Origin of the sequence: Tropicimonas sp. IMCC34011 (assembly GCF_003390865.1) — a bacterium.
In the GTDB taxonomy this organism is placed as follows: Bacteria; Pseudomonadota; Alphaproteobacteria; order Rhodobacterales; family Rhodobacteraceae; genus Tropicimonas_B.
Window position 1 is genome coordinate 827,534 of sequence record NZ_QMEJ01000001.1, and the last position, 18,141, is coordinate 845,674.

An 18,141-nucleotide genomic window follows, 5' to 3' on the forward strand; every position below is an offset into this window, starting at 1 on the left:
GCCAGGGCCCGGCGCGGCGTCAGGCCACGACGGTCCCCTCATTTTCCACCGCGCCGACGATATCGTCCACAACAGCAGTCAGAAGCGCTTCGTCCTCGCACTCGGCCATGACGCGGATCAGCGGCTCAGTGCCGGACTTGCGGATCAGTACGCGCCCCCCCTCGCCCATCTTCGCTTCGGCGCCAGCGATGGCGCGCCGGACGCCGGACGCCGCCAGCGGATCCGATCCGGCACGGAACCGGACGTTCTTCAGGAGTTGCGGAACGGTCTCGAACGTGCGGGCGAGCGCGCTGGCGGGAAGCGCGCTCTCGGTCATCGCGGCCAGGAACTGGAGGCCGGCGATCAGGCCGTCGCCGGTCGTCGTGTAATCGGTCATGACGATATGGCCCGACTGCTCGCCGCCGAGGTTCCAGCCACCAGAGCGCATCCGCTCGACCACGTGGCGGTCACCGACCGGGGTGCGTTCGAGGCGGAGCCCCTTCGCTTCGAGATGCCGCTCGAGGCCGAGGTTCGACATGACGGTCGCGACGAGAGTGCCGCCGGCAAGACGACCGGTCTCGGCCCACTGCCCCGCGAGCAGCGCCATGATCTGGTCGCCGTCGGCGACGGCCCCGGTCTCGTCGAGGATCATCACCCGGTCCGCGTCGCCGTCGAGACAGATGCCGACATCGGCGCCGCTGGAGCGCACGACTTCGGCCGCCTGCGCGACAGAGGTCGAGCCGCAGCCGAGATTGATGTTGAGGCCGTCGGGATCGGTGCCGACCTCGATCACCTCCGCCCCCAGCTCCCAGAGGACCTGCGGCGCGGTGCGATAGGCGGCGCCGTTGGCGCAGTCGATCACGACCTTGAGGCCGGAGAGCGTCCGGTTCACCGGAAAGGAGGCCTTGGCCCGTTCGACATAGCGGAACCGCCCATCATCGATCCGCCGCGCGCGGCCGATGGCGCCGGCATCGGCAAGACGCGGGCCGGCCTCCGCCAGGGCCTCGATGGCGGCCTCGTCGGCATCGGAGAGCTTGAAGCCGTCGGGTCCGAAGAACTTGATGCCGTTATCCTCGTGCGGGTTGTGCGAGGCGGAGATCATGATCCCGAGATCCGCCCGCATGGAGCGCGTGAGATAGCCAACGGCGGGCGTCGGAATGGGGCCGAGGAGAAGCACGTTCATGCCGGTGGAGGTCAGCCCCGCCGTCAGCGCGTTCTCGAACATGTAGCCGGACAGGCGGGTGTCCTTGCCGATCACGACGCGGTGCCCGGCTGTGCCGTCCTGCCGAAAATGCTGGCCCGCGGCAGCGCCCAGCTTGAGCGCCATCTCCGCAGTCATGGGATACGCGTTGGCCCGGCCCCGAACGCCGTCGGTTCCGAAGAGTGTCCTGCCCGTCATAAGATCGCTCGCCTCAAGTCTCGTAAAGGGCCTGGGCGAGGTTCATGGCCTGCCGCGTTTCGCCCACGTCGTGTACCCTCAGAATGTGCACGCCCTGCGCGAGCGCGGCAAGCGCAACGGCGATCGAGCCGGGCGCCCGTCGGCGAGGCTCCGCCTCCTTGCCGATCGCACCGATGAACCGTTTGCGCGAGACGCCGAGCAGGACGGGCAGGCCGAGATCGTGGAAGGCGGAAAGGTTACGGATCAGTTGCAGATTGTGATCGGCGGTCTTGCCGAAGCCGATACCCGGATCGACGATCAGACGCTCCCGGGCGACGCCCATGGCCTCGGCCGCCGCGATCCGCTCCCTGAGCGCCGCCATGACCTCGTGCAGCACGTCCCCATAGGCCGGTGCGTCCTGCATGGTCTTCGGCAGGCCCTTGGCGTGCATCAGGCACAGGGGCGCGCCATGACGGGCAGTCAGCGGGCCGAGTGCGGGATCGAAGGTCAGGGCGGAGACATCGTTGACCATGTCCGCCCCGGCGCCAAGCGCGGCCTCGGCGACGGCGGCCTTCCGGGTGTCGATGGAGACGGGCGTGGCGATGCCGGCGTCCCTTATCGCCGCGATGGCGGGGGCGACGCGGGCGATCTCCTCCGCCTCCGGCACGTCCTCCGCGCCGGGCCGGGTGCTTTCGCCGCCGATATCGAGAAGGTCCGCCAGCGGCGACATGTGCCGAGCCGCCTCGGCCGCCGCCTCGGCGCTGCCGGTGAGCCCGCCATCCGAGAAGCTGTCCGGCGTGACGTTGATGATGCCCATGATCCGCGCGGTCTCGAAGGTCATCCCGCAGAGCGCCGGCCGGGGCGCCGAGAGCCTGTCCCGCGCCGCGGCGTCCAGCTCCCGAGCGGGAACGAGCGCCGGCGTCCGGCCGGCCTCCAGCACCTCGACCTCATCGAACCACACGGACCGGCTCCCGGCGAGGGGGAGCGCGGCGGGCCCGCGGGGCTGTCCGGTCCGGGCGATTGGCCTCAGGATCGTGCTCATCGGGCGTCGGTCTCCAGACGCTCGCCGCCGGGCATGTCCGCGCCGATGCCCACGCGGCGGGTGGCACCGAGCGTATCGGCGAGGAAGGCGGCGAGGCGTTCGGGCTCCCGCGGGCCGGCCTCGGGACGCTCCAGCGAATCCAGCATGATCTTGGACGGCGCCCAGACCAGCATCCGACCCTGCCGTATCGCATGTTCGATCTCGGTGCGGCTGCCGACGACGAGGCAGCGCGGATCCCGGGCGGCGAGCACCCAGGCATTCTGATCGAGCGCGAGGAGGTCGATCCGCCGCTGAGGCATGGGCGCGCCGGCCACGGGGGCCGGTGTCTCGGGCAGGGTCACGGTGAGCACGACCGGGGCGCCGCCCTCCTCCAGCGCGTCCAGCCACTGGGAAAGGCGCGGATCGGCAATGGCATCGTTCGACAGATGCGCCACGACCGGCCGCGGCAGGTCCGGCGCCGGGAGGCCGCGCTCGCGCTCCGCCCCGGCGCTGCGCACGATTTCCACGCCAAGGGCATAGGGGCCCCGGTCCAGCTTCTCGATCCGCACGAAGACACGCTCCGCCCGCGGCTCCTGCAGAAGAAGCCCCGCGATGCGCTCGGCCAGTGTCTCGAGCAGGTTGAGCCGTTCCTCGGCGAGCGCGGCATCCACGGCTTCGACCAGCGTGTCGTAGGACAGGATGCGGTCCACATCGTCATCCACGGGCGCGCCGGTGCCGGTCACCTCGCAGACGATATCGAAGCGAAGCCGCTGCTGGCTCCCCCGCTCCTCCTGGAACGCGCCGATTTCCACGTCGCGGACGTGATCGCGCAGGGAAATGCGGTCTCGCGGACGCGCGGCACTGGCCGTGGCGCGGTCCTCGGGATGGCCGAAGGCGGCGGAGAGATCGGGATCGGTCATGCCCTCTCCTGCCACGCCCCGCGCTCCACCGCCAGAACCGGTCGCGACGAATGGAGGCGCGAAAACGCCCCCGTACGACTGGAAGGAGCAGGACGGGACCAATGGCGTGGCCCGAACGCGATGACCTCAGCGCGGCCTAGGGCCGGGACACGGCCGCCGGCCACCCCCTTCGCCTTTACAGCCTGCGGATCGCGGCTCCGGCGCCGGCAGCGTTCGCCGCGTCCTCCCGCTCCCAGGGCGTGCCGTGGGGGGTGCCGCCAAGCGCAAGATGGGCGGCGGCGAGACGGGCCACCGGGACGCGGAAGGGCGAGCAGGACACGTAGTCGAACCCCGCGGCGCGGCAGAATGCGATCGTGTCCGGGTCCCCACCATGCTCGCCGCAGAGGGAGACGGTGATGTCCGGACGGTTCTCGCGCGCCCGCTCCGCCCCCAGGAGGAGCAGTTCACCGACGCCGTCGAGGTCGAGCGTGTGGAACGGATCCTCGGGAAAGACCCCTTCGGCCACGTAGGCGCCCATGAACCGGCCCGCATCGTCGCGGGACAGACCGTAGGTCATCTGTGTCAGGTCGTTCGTCCCGAAGGACAGGAAGGCGGCGTGATCGGAAATCTCGCCCGCCCTGAGCGCGGCGCGGGGCGTCTCCACCATCACGCCGAGGCGGTACTCGAAGGTCTCGCCGCTCTCGTTCTTCACCGCGGCGGCCACGGCGTCGACGCGCGTCTTCACCAGTTCCACCTCGCGGCGGGCGGAGACGAGCGGGATCATGATCTCGGGCACGACGGGCGCGCCTGTCTCCCGGCTGGCCTGCACCGTCGCCTCGAAGATCGCGCGCGCCTGCATCTCGTAGATCTCGGGCACCGTGATTCCGAGGCGTACCCCGCGCATTCCGAGCATCGGGTTGAACTCGCTCATGTTCTGCACCCGGCGCACCACGTCCGACAGCGGCAGGTCGAGGGCATCGGCGAGCGCGCGCTGGTCCTCCCTGTCGCGCGGAAGGAACTCGTGCAGCGGCAAGTCGAAGAGACGGATGCAGACCGGCCGGCCGGCCATGATGTGGAAGAGGTCCGCAAAGTCCCGGCGCTGCATCGGCAGGAGGCGTTCGAGGGACGCGGCGCGGTCCTTGCTGTCGTCGGTGAAGATCATCTCCCGCATCAGCGTCAGGCGGGCATCCTCGAAGAACATATGCTCCGTGCGGCACAGGCCGATTCCCTCGGCGAGAAAGGTCTCGGCGGTGCGCGCATCGTCCGGCGTGTCGGCGTTGGCGCGGATCCCGATATCGCGCACCTTGTCGGCCCAGCCGAGCAGCGTGGTGAAGGGGCCGTCCAGCATCGGTTCCAGCAGCGGCGCGGCCCCTTCGAGGGCGACACCGGCGGAGCCGTCCACCGTGACCATGTCCCCCTCGCGGAAGACGCGGCCATCCTTCAGCGTGACCGTGCGCTCGCGGGTGTCGATGCGGCTGCCGACGGCGCCGACAATGCAGGGCAGACCCAGTCCGCGCGCGATCACCGCGGCGTGGGAGGACATTCCGCCCCGCTCGGTGACGATGGCGGAGGCGACGTGCATCCCGCGGATGTCCTCCGGCGTCGTCTCGCGGCGCAAGAGGATGCAGGCCTCGCCCTGTGACGCGGCGGTCTGCGCGGCCATCGCGGAGAAGACGAGACGCCCCGTCGCGGCGCCGGGGCTTGCGGCGATCCCCTTGAGGATCACCTCGCGGCGCGCATCGGGGTCCACCTGTCGGTGGAGGAGCTGCGACAGCGCGCGGGGCTCGATCCTGAGGATCGCTTCCTCGCGCGGGATGATTCCGTCCTCGGCAAGGTCGACCACCGCCTTGACCGCCGCGCGGGACGAGCGTGGCATGCGGACGGCATCGAGGACATGGAGCGTTCCGCCGGCGACGGAGAACTCGATCTCCATCTCCTCCCGCAGCCGCTTGCGGCAGATGCGCGAGAACTCCGTCAGCTCGGCGAAGATTTCGGGCGCTTCGCTCTCGAGCGACGCTCCCCTCGGATCGGCCGCGAGATGGAGCGCGCCCTCCTGTCCCCCGGTGCCGGTCAGCGCGTCGCGGAAGATGGACTGTCGCAGATAGCGCCCGTTCATGACGTGCTCGCCGGTCGCTGGGTCCATCCCGCGGACCACGCCCGAGCCGCTTTCCCCCGGCCCGAGGCCCAGTGCCATCGCCTGAACGACCAGCCCCAGCCCCGCATCCGCCGGCGCCCCCCGGGCCTGCCGCAGGAGGCGGACCGAAGTGCTTTCCCAGCTTCTCGCCATGGAGCGCAGGACCTCGGCGAGCTGCACGCCCGCGTCCTGCGGGAATGGCTCGTCGGTCTCCTCCTCGAAGGTCTGAAGCGCAGCCGCGAGGGAGCTGGCGCTGGCATCGGGGACGGCGAAGGCATCCGGGTCGAGCCTCAGCACATCCACCGCGTAGGCCTGCACGAAGCGCAGGTAGAGCGCCGTCGCGGCCTCATCGCCGATGGTCTCCGCCAGCGCGTCCCGCCGCGCGTCGCACATTCCGACGTTGAGAACGGCGCCCGGACCGCCCCATTCGGCATCCATCGAAGAGGGGCGAACGGAGAGAAGCGGCTCCCGCCCGAACGCCGAGAGGAGCCGCGGCAGGTCGGGCATGTGCCCTTCGGCGATGCGATGGACGACGTCGTAGGAGAGAGCGACGGTGCGCGGGACGGGAAGACCGAGGCGCACGAGCCGTTGCAGGCATTTCGCTCGGCCACCATGAACCGCCGCCGACATGGAGGCTGTCGGCGTGATCAGGGTGAAATCACTGTACCGGGCATAATGCTGCACTGCGGCGCCCTCCTTGACGCCATTCAAGTAGGCGTTACCCCCGCTCATTCAAGCTTATCTTTCTGCGGTGCAGCACCGAGGGCGGAGGGACGGTGCGTCACATCATCCCTCGATCCGCGTAAGGTCCGCCGCCGCGAGGCAGATCTGCCGGATGCGATGCAGCAGGTTGAGCCGGTTGCGCCGGACGATCTGGTTGTCCGTGTTGATCTGGACCGCCTCGAAGAAGGCGTCGATCGGAGCGCGGAGGGCGGCCATGGCCTCCATCGCGGTGCCGAAATCCTCGGCCTCCATCGCCGGGCCGATCTTCGCTTCCGCCTCATCGAGGGCCTTGAAGAGCGCCTTCTCTTCCGCGGCCTCGGCGAATTTCTCGTCCGGGCCGAACTCGTAGGCGACACCGTCCTGCGCCTCCGCCTGGGTCAGCAGGTTGTTCGCGCGTTTGAAGCCCTGGACGAGGTTCTCCCCGTCATCGGTCGCAAGGACGCCCGCCAGCGCCTCCGCCCGCGCGGTGACGAGAGCGAGATCGTCCGAGCCGGGCATGGCGAGAACCGCGTCGATCACGTCATGGCGAATGCCGCGATCGCGCAGGTGCACCTTCAGACGGTCGTGGAAGAAGGACAGAAGATCGTCCGACACGCCGCCGCCCGGAACGGCACTTTGCAGCGGCAGGCGCAGGCCGTTCACCGTCACGAGGCGGATGACGCCAAGCGCCGCGCGGCGAAGGGCGAACGGATCCTTGGAGCCGGTGGGCTTCTCGTCGATGGCCCAGAAGCCGGTCAGCGTGTCGAGCTTGTCGGCGAGCGCCACGGTCACCGATACGGGCGCCGTCGGCACGTCGTCCGAAGGACCCAGGGGGCGGTAATGCTCCTCGGCAGCCGCGGCGACATCCGCCGGCAGCCCGGCCGCCTCGGCGTAGTAGCGGCCCATCAGGCCCTGAAGCTCGGGGAACTCGTACACCATCTCCGAGGACAGGTCCGCCTTGGCGATCAGGGCGGCACGGCCCGCCGCATCCGGACCCGCTCCCACCATCGGCGCGATCTCGCGGGCAAGCGCGGCAATCCGCTCGATCCGGTCCTTCTGGCTGCCGAGCTTGTTGTGGAAGGTCACGTTCGCGAGCTTGTCCGTCCAGGCGCCCATGCCGTCCTTCGCTACGGCCAGATCGTTCTCCCAGAAGAACTTCGCATCGGACAGACGCGCTCGCAGGACGCGGCCGTTGCCGGCGAGGATCGCCGCGCCGTCGTCCGGCGCCTCGATATTCGCGACCGTCAGGAAGCGAACGATCTTTCCCGTCCTGTCTCGCACGGAGAAGAACTTCTGATGTTCCTTCATCGAGGTCTGGAGCACCTCGGGCGGCAGCTCCATGAACTCCGCGCCGATCTCGCCCATCAGGGGCACCGGCCATTCGACCAGCCCCGCGACCTCGGCCAGGAGGCCGTTATCCTCGATCACCTCGAGCCCCTGCGCGAAGGCGAGGTTCTGCGCCTCGTGGCGGATGCGCTCGCGCCGCTCCTCGGGATCGAGGATGACATGGGCGCGCTTCAGCTTCGCGGCGTAATCGTCGAATGAACTGACCCTGAACCGCCCCGGAGAGAGGAACCGGTGCCCTTCGGTGGTGTCCCCCGCCGCGTAGCCTGCGACCTCCACCGGCACCACGCGGTGACCCTCCTCGTCCGTCAGGATGCAGAGGATCGAGTGCAGCGGCCGCACCCAGCGGAGGGAGCCCTCTCCCCAGCGCATCGACTTCGGCCAGGGAAAGCCCTCGATGACCTGCGTCAGCGCCTCGGCCACGATCTCCTCGGCCGGACGGCCGGGCTTCTCGATGGTGGCGAACCAGACCTGACCCTTCTTGTCGTCCCGCGCCTCGAGCTGATCCTTGGACAGCCCCGTGGAGCGCAGGAAGCCCTCCAGCGCCTTCTCGGGCGCATCGACGCGCGGACCCTTGCGCTCTTCCCGCGTGGCCGGGCTGTGATCGGTCAGGCCCTCGACGGCAAGGGTCAGGCGGCGCGGCGTCGCGAAGGCGGCGGCGTGGGCATAGGTCAGACCCGCCTCCACCATGCGGTCCGTCATCATCGACTTCAGGTCATCCGCGGCGCGGGCCTGCATCCGCGCCGGGATCTCTTCCGAGAAAAGCTCGATCAGAAGGTCGGGCATCGCTTAGTTCCTCTCCGGCGCCGGCGGGCAATCGGGCGGCAGGGGCTGCCCGTCGAAGGCAGCGGCGCCGCATTCATTGATCTGGTTCCAGGCATAGCCCCGGCCGTCCTCGGTGATCGCGACGACCCGGTCGATGCCGTATTCGATATCCCGGCGGCCGAGATAGGCGATGGCGGTCTCCTGCTCGAGCGCCTCGCCGATCGCGTCGGCGTCGAAACAGGCAAAGCCGCGGGAGGCGTTGAGGGGCTCGGCGCCAGCGTAGACCTCGTAGGTCTCGGTCAGCATCGCATCGCTCTGGGACGTCTCGAAGCAGGCGCGGTAGCTGATCGGGGAGGTCTCGCGGTCGATCGCCTCGACGTTGTCCGCGAGGATCGGCTCGACGGTGCCGTCCACCCGCGTGAGTTCGATCCGGGCATCCTCGACCGGCTCGAAATAGGCGTATTCGGCGGTCCACCAGACGCCCGCCCCGACAAGCGCCGCCGCTGCGATGATGATCATGCCGAGGACCTTGCCGTTCATGCCGCGCCCGCGGACGGCGCGTCATCCGCGCCGCCGGCAGGGGTTTCGAGAAAGGCCGTCGCGCAGGCCTTGGACAGCGCCCGGACCCGGCCGATATAGGCCTGCCGCTCGGTCACGGAGATCACCCCCCGCGCATCCAGGAGGTTGAAGATGTGGCTGGCCTTGATCGCCTGATCGTACGCCGGATGCGCCATCACGATCCGCCGCCCCGAGCGCGGATCGTCCGCGCCCGCACCGAGGATGCGCTGGCACTCCGCCTCCGCATCCTCGAAATGTCGAAGGAGCGTGTCCGTATCGGCCACATCGAAGTTCCAGCGCGAATACTCGCCCTCGGTCTGGCGGAAGACATCCCCGTAGGTGAGCGGGATCGGCGCATCCGGATCGTTGAAGGGCATCTCCATGACGTGATCGACGCCGAGCACGTACATCGCCAGACGCTCGAGCCCGTAGGTCAACTCGCCCGACACGGGCTTGCAGTCGAAGCCGCCGACCTGCTGGAAATAGGTGAACTGGCTGACTTCCATGCCGTCGCACCAAACCTCCCAGCCGAGACCCCAGGCCCCCACGGTCGGGCTCTCCCAGTCGTCCTCAACGAAGCGGATGTCATGGACCGTCGCATCGATCCCGATCGCCTCCAGCGAGCCGAGGTAGAGTTGCTGCAGGTCGGGCGGGCTCGGTTTGATCAGGACCTGGTACTGGTAATAATGCTGAAGGCGGTTGGGGTTGTCGCCATAGCGTCCGTCCGTCGGCCGCCGGGAGGGCTGCACGTAGGCCGCCGCCCAGGGGCGCGGGCCGAGCGACCGCAGGGTCGTGGCCGGATGGAAGGTGCCGGCACCGACCTCCATGTCGTAGGGCTGCAGCACGGCGCATCCCTTGCCCGCCCAATAGGTCTGAAGCCGCAGGATGACCTCCTGAAAGCTCCTCGGTTGCGTGGTCCCGCCCGCCATTTCCGGTCTCCGCATCAAAGGTGGCGTCTTCCTATGGGCGCCCCGTGTCGCGGTCAATCCGGAGGGAGGGTCCCTCCGCCGCGAACAAAAGCGCCACAGGCACGAAAAAATGAACGCCTTTCGCCGTGCGGCCACGGGCGGCGTTGCTATGGTCCGCCACCGAAACAGGCCCCGATCTCGAGAGGGCCACGGACCAATGAGGCAACGACGCGTGACACGGCTGACCGAAACGATCTTCGCGACCTGCTCTGCGCTTCTCTTGAGCGCAGCCGCGCTCCAGGCGCAGCAATCCTGGGTGCAGGTTGAAGCCCAGCCGACACTGGCCGACGCCGAGGACCGGGCCCGCGCCTATGCCGGGGCCTTCCCGAATGTGGCGGGCTTCCGCCTCGGGACGAGCTGGTACGCCGTCGTGGTCGGTCCCTACGCGGACGACGCGGCCGCGGCGAGCGAGCTCTCCGCGTTCCGCCGCCAGGGCCTCGTGCCATCCGACGCCTACGTCACCGATGGCGAGCGGTTCGGCCGCCGGTTCTTCCCCGTCGGCGCCGCCCCCATCACTCCGGTTTCGGAAGAGGCGCTGGACGATGCGGTCGAACAGGCGACCGGGACAGAGACCGGGTCCGAGCCTGCCGCGGAGCCGCAGGCGCCCGAGGAAACCGTCGCCGAGGCACGCGCCAGCGAAGGACGCCTGAACGGCGAGGAACGCCGCCTCCTGCAGGAGGCGCTGAAGTGGCAGGGTCATTACGAAGGCGCCATCGACGGCGCCATCGGACCCAACACGCGCCGCGCCATGTCGTCCTGGCAGCGCGCCGAAGGGCGTCCCGACACCGGCGTTCTGACCACCGCCGAGCGGACCGAACTCGTCGGCGCCTTCCGCGAGGACCTCTCCCGCATCGGCATGGCCCAGATCGCGGACGACAAGGCCGGGATCGAGATCATCATGCCCGCCGGCCTCGTGGAGTTCGAGGAGGTGAACCCGCCCTTCGTCCATTACGGCAGCACCGGCGACAGCGGCGTTCGCGTCCTGCTCATCAGCCAGTCCGGGGACGAGGGCACCCTCTTCGGTCTCTACGACATCATGCAGACGCTGGAGATCGTTCCGCAGGACGGACCCCGCGAACGTAACCGCACCTCCTTCACCCTTGAGGGCGCGAACGAGGAGCTGGAAAGCTACACCTATGCCGCGCTGTCGGGCGGGGCCGTGAAGGGGTTCACCCTGATCTGGCCGCCCGAGGAAGCGGACGCGATGAACCGCATCCGCCAGACCATGCGGGAGAGCTTCACCCCCGTCTCCGGCGTCATCCTGCCCGATACGGCTGGCGAGGCCGGCGGCATGGATCAGGCATCGGACCTCTTGTCCGGCCTCGAGGTCCGCCGACCGGCGCGCTCCCGCACGGGCTTCTTCGTCGCCGATGACGGCGCCGTCCTGACCACCCTCGATGCGGTCGAGAACTGCGAGAGGATCAGCCTCGGCACCAGCACAGACGCCACGATCACCGCCCGTGACACGGCGCTCGGCCTCGCCCTTCTCTCCCCCGAAACGCGGCTCGCCCCGATCCGCACCGCCGCGCTCGAGGCGGAGGTGCCGCGCCTTGGATCCGAGGTCGCCGTTGCCGGCTTCTCCTACGAGGACATCCTCGATGCGCCGGTGATGACGTTCGGCACTCTCAGCGATGTCCGCGGCCTCGGTGGCGAGGAGACGCTCCGCCGTCTCGATATGGAAACCCTCCCCGGCGATTCGGGCGGTCCCGTGCTCGACCAGCGCGGAGCAGTGATCGGCATGCTCCTGCCGGCAGGCGACGATGCGGACCGCCGGCTTCCCGCCGACGTCTCCCTGGCTGCTGGCGCCGATGCGCTCGCCGCCTTCCTCGCGGAAAACGGACTTTCGGCCCGGACAGCCGGGAACGGCCCCGCCCTTCCCGCCGAGGATCTCACCGCCCGTGCCGCGGACATGACCACGCTCGTCAGCTGCTGGAACTGATCCCGGCCGCGTTCATCTTTCCCGAGAATACCCCCGCCGGAGGCGGTCCCGCGCCATGCCTCGTGGGACCGCCCCGCCGGCATGGCGCGGAGGGTCACGAGCGCCAGAAGTTCACCGTCAGGATCGCGTAGACCACGAGAAGCTCCAGCCGCCCCACCAGCATGGCGATGGCCAGGAGCCATTTCGCCGTCGGGTTCAGGGTGGAGAAGTTGCCCGCCGGGCCGATCGTGTCGCCGAGGCCCGGACCGATATTGGCGATCGCCGTGGCCGCACCCGAGACGGAGGTGGTGAAGTCGAGCCCCGTCATGGACAGCAGGATCGACAGCACGCCGAGCGACACCACGAAGATCGAGAAGAACGCCATCACCGAGTTCAGCACGTCGGGCCCGACCGGCCGGCCGTCGAACCGCGTCAGGAACATGCCGTGGGGGGAGTGGATGGCCCGGATCTGCGCCCGCACCGCGGAGAGCAGGATCTGGTAGCGGAAGATCTTCACCGAGCAGGACGTCGAGCCGGCGCAGCCTCCGACGAGGCCGAGAAAGAAGAAGACGACGACCGGGACCGCGCCCCAAAGCTGGTAGTCCACCGAGGCGAAGCCGGTCCCCGAGATGATCGAGACGACGTTGAAGATCGCCTCGCGGAAGCTCTGCTCGGGATGCAGCCCGTCAACGAAGACCTGGAACAGGAAGAGCCCCGCCACGGTGACGCCGATCACCGTGAAATAGGCGCGGATCTGGGTATCCTCGAAGAAGGGACGCGCCGTTCCCGCCAGAAGCTGGATGTAGCGCACGAAGGGCAGGCTCGCGAGAAGCATGACGACCGTCGCCACGTATTCGGGCGCGCCCTGGTGGGCGCCGAAGGAGGCATCCGTGGTTGAGAAGCCCCCCGTCGAGATCGCCGTGAGGGCATGACAGAGCGCGTCGAATGCCGTCATGCCGACGGCGGCAAAGGCGAGGAAGGCCGCGAAGGTGAGGCCGAGATAGATCCAGGTGATGCGCGCCGCGATCTCCGCCGCGCGGGGCAGGATCTTGCCCAGCGTGTCGAACGCTTCCGAGCGGAAGATCTGCATGCCCCCGACCCTGAGCTCGGGAAGGAACACCATGGCCACGACGACGATCCCGATCCCGCCCATCCATTGCAGCAGGGACCGCCAGAGCAGGATGCCCGCCGGCAGCTCTTCGAGCCCGGTGAAGACGGTGGAGCCCGTCGTCGTCAGCCCGGACATCGATTCGAAGAAGGCGTCGGTGATGCTGGCCTGCGTGTCCCCGAGGATGAACGGAACGGCCGCGAAGATTGCGAGGATGAGCCAGACGAGCGTGGTGACGAGGAAGGTCTGCCGGATCGTCAGGCCCCGCCCGACGCCGTTGGCACAGGAGATCGCGAGGAACGTCCCGGTCAGCGCGGTGATGATCGCACTTTCGAGGAAGACCGGCCATTCGCCGTTGCCGGCGAGCAGGTCCATGCCCAGCGGAAGGAGCATGGCCGCGCCGAGAACCGTCAGCAACAGACCGATGATGTAACCGACGGGGCGCAGGTCGAACATGGCGCGGAGCGTTGGCGCGGGGGGCCAGCGCTGTCAAGCGAACATAGCGGCTTGCCCGGGGCCGGACGGGCTGTATGAGACGCCCATGACGGATCAGGTCAAACTCGCTCTCGGCAGCATCCTCGTGGGACTGATCGTCCTTGCGCTCAAGGCGTGGGCCGCCGTCATGACGGGCTCGGTCGCGCTCCTTTCGGATGCCCTCGAGAGCACGGTCAATGTCGTTGCGGCCATCGCGGCGCTCGTCGCCGTGAAGGTGGCGCTCCGCCCCGCCGACGAGGCGCATCCCTACGGCCATACCAAGGCGGAGTTCATCTCGGCGGTGGTCGAGGGCGTGCTGATCGTCGTCGCGGCGCTCCTGATCCTGCGCGAGGCGTGGCTGGGCTTCCTCTCCCCCGACATTCCGCAGATGCCGGCCTCCGGCCTCGTGGTCGTGACCGTCGCCACCGCGATCAATGCCGCATGGTCCCGGCTCCTCATCCGGCGGGGGACGCAGCTCTCCTCCCCTGCCCTCGTGGCGGACGGCAAGCACCTCTGGGCGGACGTGATCACCTCGGCCGGGGTGGTTCTCGGCATCTGCTTCGCCGGCCTCACGGGGTACTGGGTGCTGGACCCGCTCCTCGCCGCCATCGTCGCGGTCAACATCCTGTGGTCCGGCGGCAAGCTCATCGCCTCCTCCCTCAGCGGCCTCCTGGACGAGGCCGTACCGGATCAGACCATGCAGACGATCCGGGAGGTGATCAGCACAGAAGCCGGCGGCGCGCTCGAGGCGCACGACCTGCGCACCCGCCATGCCGGCCGCGCCACCTTCGTCGATTTCCACCTCGTCGTCCCCGGAGAGACGACCGTCGAGGATGCCCACGAGGTCTGCGACCAGATCGAGGCGGCCCTGAAGGACGCGGTGCCCGACATCAATGTCAGCATCCACGTCGAGCCCGAACACAAGGCCGAGGCCGAAGGCACCGACCGCGGCGTCATAGAGATCGGCGAGCCCCGGAAACGGTGAGGCTTGGGAGCGGGGGGATGCTCTGGACGAGAGCCGTGCCGGAGGGGACCTGTCTTCCTGTTGGGGAGAGAGTGAGCAGTGCGGACGAAGTGATCATTGTTACCCTGCATCACAGCCTAGCGGATTGGAGGAAATCCTCCCCCGAGTTCAATTAGTTTCCACTCGTCATTGGATAGCGACGGCGCTCCTGCAGCGATCCAGCACCTTACAAGTTTTTGAAGAACGCCTAGAAATTCTCTCCATTGGCTTCTCTCACTTGATTTCACGCTAGCGGTATGCACGGCACTTGAACCAGCTTTGTAAGCACCGATGATTAGGTTGCAATTACGCTCTCGTTCTACCAAATCACCGCCCAGCATCAGTGCACCTCTTCGCGACACTTTAAAAAGATTATCTCCCGAACCAGAGCTGATGAGTAAGGTCTCAAGGCAAATTCTCATGTGAACTGCCGATTCAACCAACTCAAGGCTAGAACCACAATAGGAATAGTGATCCAGAACCGTACGGATCACATCCTGGTCTTTTCCCGCGAAGGATGCAAAAATACCTAGGAGATCATTCGAGTTTTTTAATTCGTAATGCAACAACGGCCCGTTTAGTTTCGCCCGTGGCCGACTGACTAAACCAATATCGCGACCTTGTGGAAAAGGAGCGTTCTTTCTCCATCCTTTTGTAAAAAGCTTCGGCTGGACGGCTTGACCAGGCGGCCTAGCGAGGGAAAGAAAGCGACATACATCAATACAGCGCTCTATGAATCTGCCGCTACTGTCATGCTGACTCGTCAGGATGCAAGTGAGGGGGAACTCGTCAATGGCGGGGAAAACAACGCTATCCTTATACACTTCCAGTGCAGCTAAGGATATTCCATTGGCAAATTCAAAATGAACTACTTCGTTGGAAGATGCAAAGCCCAAGCTATCGAACAGCATCACATCGAGAGGTAGAATGCCACTCCCTACCCTGACTACAGCTTCTAGTTCACTTAATGCGGCATCCAGCCCGATAGATTGACAGCGATCATGCAGCCAAGTCGCGACATTGATTGAGTGCAAGTGCGCGCCTCCCGTCATTGAGATTTGGCTGTTCAACCAGTCTGCGACTAATGGATCTTCAAGAATAGCCTTTTCTATTCGGGCGAGCTGCGGGAGAATCCAATTTTGCTCAAAGCTTCGCGCCGAAGCTAATGGCTCTGAACTTAAGACCTCGCGGACTCGATCCATGATTAGCTTTCAATCTGGAGGATGCGGCAATACATGCAATGCCATAAGTGTCGGACGCCCATTGCCTCGTGTCAACCAGGCGTAAGATCCGGCGCTACCGTTCCTTGCCAACAATGCTGATTCCATTAATCAACAACTTGGACTCGAAACCGCCTCAGGCTCTAAGCTGAATGAGCAGCGGCATCGCTTGAGAAACTGGTGCCCGCTGTCAGGAAAGAGGCCGCCCGCCTCGCGTTTCGCCGCTACCCGCGCGTCTGGAGTGTCCCGAGAAACCGCGGATCGAGGGAGGCGGCGGCGAAGGTGGCCCCTTCGGTCAGGATGCTGACGGCGTCGTGGCTGTGCAGGCTCTCCTGATGGCTGGCGGCGACGCGGAAGTCGCCGATGCGGTGATCGCCCTGCAGCGCTTCGGCGAAGAGCCGTGCCGCGTCCTCCACGAAGATCGGATTGGCGGCGTTCAGTTCGGCGAAGGCCTGCTCGTCCTCGCGCTTGACCATGACCTGCGTCTCGGTCGGAACGGCGGCGCGGCAATGGTCGATGAGGTCCTCGATCGGCAGCTCGGGCGCCTCGGGATCGAGGACGACGGAGAGGCGCGCGAGGGAGCGCTGGGAATGCGGCGTGGCGAGCGTTCCGCGAACCGTGCGCGCATGTTCGGCCAGTTCCAGCGAGCAGGGGCAGGTGGAGGAATAGACAAAGTCGACGTGCAGGATGCGGAGGCGCGTCCCACCGCGCTCGGCGATCTCGGCCGCCACGTCGTAATACTGCCAGCCGGCGAGCCCCGAACGGAGGCTTTCGCGCATCACGGGGAAGGACGTCGCAAGGGCGATCCGCGCGTCGAAACTGCCGAGCTCCCGCTTGTAGGCGTCGAGCGCCCGGTCGATCAGATCGAAGCCCATCGCCTCGCCCGCGTGGTCGTAGAAGCTGCGCATGATGCGGGACATGTTGATGCCCTTGGCGCTGGCCTCGAGGCTCACGGTCCCGGTGACGGAGGTCTCGAGCAGCATGGGCGCGCCGCCCCGCGTCGCGAACTGCACCGGCAGGCGGAAATTCGAGATGCCGACATGCTGGATCTTGCGCCGCGCCCCGCGGATGAGCGCGGCGGGGCCATTCTGAAGATCCGGAAGCGACGCGAGGTAGGCCGCATCCGGGCGGAACTCTGCGTCATACTCCTGCGCGAGGCCGCTGCCCGCGCTCACCTGCCCCACAAGCCGTGCGGCGTCGGGACCGAGGGCGGCGATCTCGGCGACGCTCGCGCGCGCGGCCCAGGCCCGCAGCGTCCGGGCGGCCTCGAGCGCGTCCTCGTCGGTCGGTGCGGCGCCGAGATCGGCGGACTGGATGTTCATCTGCGTCCCCCCTCTTTGGGTCTCGCCGGCCTAGAGATGTGATGTCGGGGCTCCGAAATCCAGAGAGCCCCGGACGGGACGGGATGTCGCCCGCCCTTCAGACCGCGTCGAGTGCGGCGCGGAGATCCGCGATCAGGTCCGCCGTGTCCTCGATCCCGGCGGAGATGCGGATGAGGCCCGGCGTGATGCCCAGCGTCTCCTTCTGCTCGTCCGAGAGGCGCTGATGCGTGGTGGTGGCAGGATGCGTGACGATGCTCTTGGCGTCGCCGAGATTGTTGGAGATCACCATGACCTTCAGCGCATTCAGGAAGCGGAACGCCGCCTCCTGCCCGCCGGCGAGGTCGATGGCCAGAAGGGTGCATTCGCCGCCCGTCAGCGTCTGCGCCACCTCCGCCTGCGGATGATCCGGCAGGGAGGGATGGATGACGCGGGCAAGGCGCGGATCTCCCGAGATCGCCTGGGCCATGGCGCGGGCGTTCTCGGCCTGGGCGCGCACGCGCAAATCCAGCGTCTCCAGCCCCTTGAGCATGACCCACGCCGTGAACGGGCTCATGGAGCCGCCGGTGTGCTTCATGTAGGGTTCGATCCGGCCGCGGATCATCTCGCGGCTGCCGAGGATGACGCCGCCCAGCGCCCGCCCCTGCCCGTCAATGTGCTTGGTGGTCGAGTAGATCACGAGGTCCGCCCCCTGCTCCACCGCGCGGGAATAGACGGGCGTCGCGAAGACGTTGTCGACGATGGTCAGAGCCCCGGCCTCCCGCGCGATGGCGGCGACGGCCGGCAGGTCGACCACCTCGAGCGCGGGGTTGGAGATGGTCTCGAGGAAAACCGCGGTGGTCCCCGGCGTGACGGCCTCGCGCCAGGCGTCCAGATCCGTGCCGTCAACGAAGACGACCTCGACCCCGTAGCGCCCGAGGATCGATTCGAGAATGTAGATGCAGGAGCCGAACAGCGCGCGGGAGGAGACGACGCGATCGCCCGCCTTCAGGATCGAGGTCAGCGCGCCGTTGACGGCGGCCATGCCGGAGGCGGTGGCAAAGGCGTCCTCCGCCCCTTCGAGCTGGGCGATGCGATCCTCGAACATCCGCACGGTCGGATTGCCGTAGCGCGCGTAGATGAACTCGTCCGGCCCGCACTCCTGGAAGCGGGCCTCGGCGGCCTCGGCACTGTCGTACACGAAGCCCTGCGTCAGGAAGATCGCCTCGGAGACCTCGCCCCATTGCGACCGCCGCGTACCGCCATGGACCGCGCGGGTGCGCGCCCCGGTGCCGCCAAGGCTGGTGTCATCGTCATATGCCATCGTGATGTCCTTTCGCCGTATCGACTCCCCACCGTTCGCGCCAAAAGC

Annotated in this window: 13 protein-coding genes; 2 read left to right on the top strand and 11 right to left on the bottom strand. The window is 67.6% G+C overall.

The annotated features are described in order from the left end of the window. Positions 1-19: 19 nt before the first annotated feature. The 7 genes from glmM to DQG15_RS04055 form a co-directional block, all read right to left on the bottom strand. Positions 20-1,378 (bottom strand): phosphoglucosamine mutase, encoded by a 1,359-nt coding sequence (glmM, locus tag DQG15_RS04025; RefSeq protein ID WP_116082921.1) that lies wholly within the window; start codon positions 1,376-1,378, stop codon positions 20-22. Between the two features lie 13 nt (positions 1,379-1,391). Continuing rightward, the gene (gene folP / locus DQG15_RS04030; RefSeq protein WP_116082923.1) at positions 1,392-2,399 is read right to left on the bottom strand and encodes a dihydropteroate synthase; all 1,008 of its coding nucleotides are present in this window, start codon (positions 2,397-2,399) and stop codon (positions 1,392-1,394) included. After that, positions 2,396-3,298 (bottom strand): dihydroneopterin aldolase, encoded by a 903-nt coding sequence (locus DQG15_RS04035; RefSeq protein ID WP_116082924.1) that lies wholly within the window; start codon positions 3,296-3,298, stop codon positions 2,396-2,398. The genes folP and DQG15_RS04035 overlap by 4 nt, the downstream gene beginning before the upstream one ends. A 175-nt stretch (positions 3,299-3,473) precedes the next feature. Continuing rightward, entirely contained in the window at positions 3,474-6,143 is a 2,670-nt protein-coding gene (locus DQG15_RS04040; protein ID WP_116082926.1) for a putative PEP-binding protein, read from the bottom strand. A 54-nt stretch (positions 6,144-6,197) separates the two neighbouring features. After that, the gene (gene glyS / locus DQG15_RS04045; protein WP_116082928.1) at positions 6,198-8,243 is read right to left on the bottom strand and encodes a glycine--tRNA ligase subunit beta; all 2,046 of its coding nucleotides are present in this window, start codon (positions 8,241-8,243) and stop codon (positions 6,198-6,200) included. A 3-nt stretch (positions 8,244-8,246) separates the two neighbouring features. After that, a complete protein-coding gene (locus DQG15_RS04050) occupies positions 8,247-8,762 on the bottom strand; it encodes a DUF6446 family protein (RefSeq protein WP_116082929.1) in 516 nt (171 codons plus the stop codon). Continuing rightward, positions 8,759-9,724, bottom strand: a complete 966-nt coding sequence (locus DQG15_RS04055; RefSeq protein WP_232830701.1) for a glycine--tRNA ligase subunit alpha — start codon at positions 9,722-9,724, stop codon at positions 8,759-8,761. Before DQG15_RS04055 ends, DQG15_RS04050 begins: the two co-directional genes overlap by 4 nt. Positions 9,725-9,920: 196 nt before the next feature. On the opposite strand from DQG15_RS04055, the gene DQG15_RS04060 reads away from it, so the two are divergent. Further along, the gene (locus DQG15_RS04060; RefSeq protein ID WP_232830702.1) at positions 9,921-11,687 is read left to right on the top strand and encodes a trypsin-like peptidase domain-containing protein; all 1,767 of its coding nucleotides are present in this window, start codon (positions 9,921-9,923) and stop codon (positions 11,685-11,687) included. Between the two features lie 94 nt (positions 11,688-11,781). Here DQG15_RS04060 and DQG15_RS04065 read toward each other — a convergent pair whose 3' ends face one another. Further along, complete coding sequence (locus DQG15_RS04065) at positions 11,782-13,230, bottom strand: TrkH family potassium uptake protein (protein ID WP_116082934.1); 1,449 nt, start codon at positions 13,228-13,230, stop codon at positions 11,782-11,784. Between the two features lie 85 nt (positions 13,231-13,315). Here DQG15_RS04065 and DQG15_RS04070 point away from each other — a divergent pair, with 85 nt between their 5' ends. Then, positions 13,316-14,233, top strand: coding sequence for a cation diffusion facilitator family transporter (locus DQG15_RS04070; protein ID WP_116082936.1), 918 nt, complete (start codon positions 13,316-13,318; stop codon positions 14,231-14,233). A 116-nt stretch (positions 14,234-14,349) separates the two neighbouring features. Here DQG15_RS04070 and DQG15_RS18080 read toward each other — a convergent pair whose 3' ends face one another. From DQG15_RS18080 to metZ, 3 genes are all read right to left on the bottom strand, one after another. Next, positions 14,350-15,453 (bottom strand): hypothetical protein, encoded by a 1,104-nt coding sequence (locus DQG15_RS18080; protein ID WP_157968885.1) that lies wholly within the window; start codon positions 15,451-15,453, stop codon positions 14,350-14,352. 242 nt (positions 15,454-15,695) lie between these two features. Next, the gene (folE2, locus tag DQG15_RS04075) at positions 15,696-16,793 is read right to left on the bottom strand and encodes a GTP cyclohydrolase FolE2 (protein WP_116082938.1); all 1,098 of its coding nucleotides are present in this window, start codon (positions 16,791-16,793) and stop codon (positions 15,696-15,698) included. A 97-nt stretch (positions 16,794-16,890) separates the two neighbouring features. Next, positions 16,891-18,093 carry an O-succinylhomoserine sulfhydrylase gene (gene metZ, locus DQG15_RS04080; RefSeq protein WP_116082939.1) on the bottom strand — a complete coding sequence of 401 codons (1,203 nt, stop codon included), beginning with the start codon at positions 18,091-18,093 and terminating at the stop codon, positions 16,891-16,893. Between the last annotated feature and the right edge of the window lie 48 nt (positions 18,094-18,141).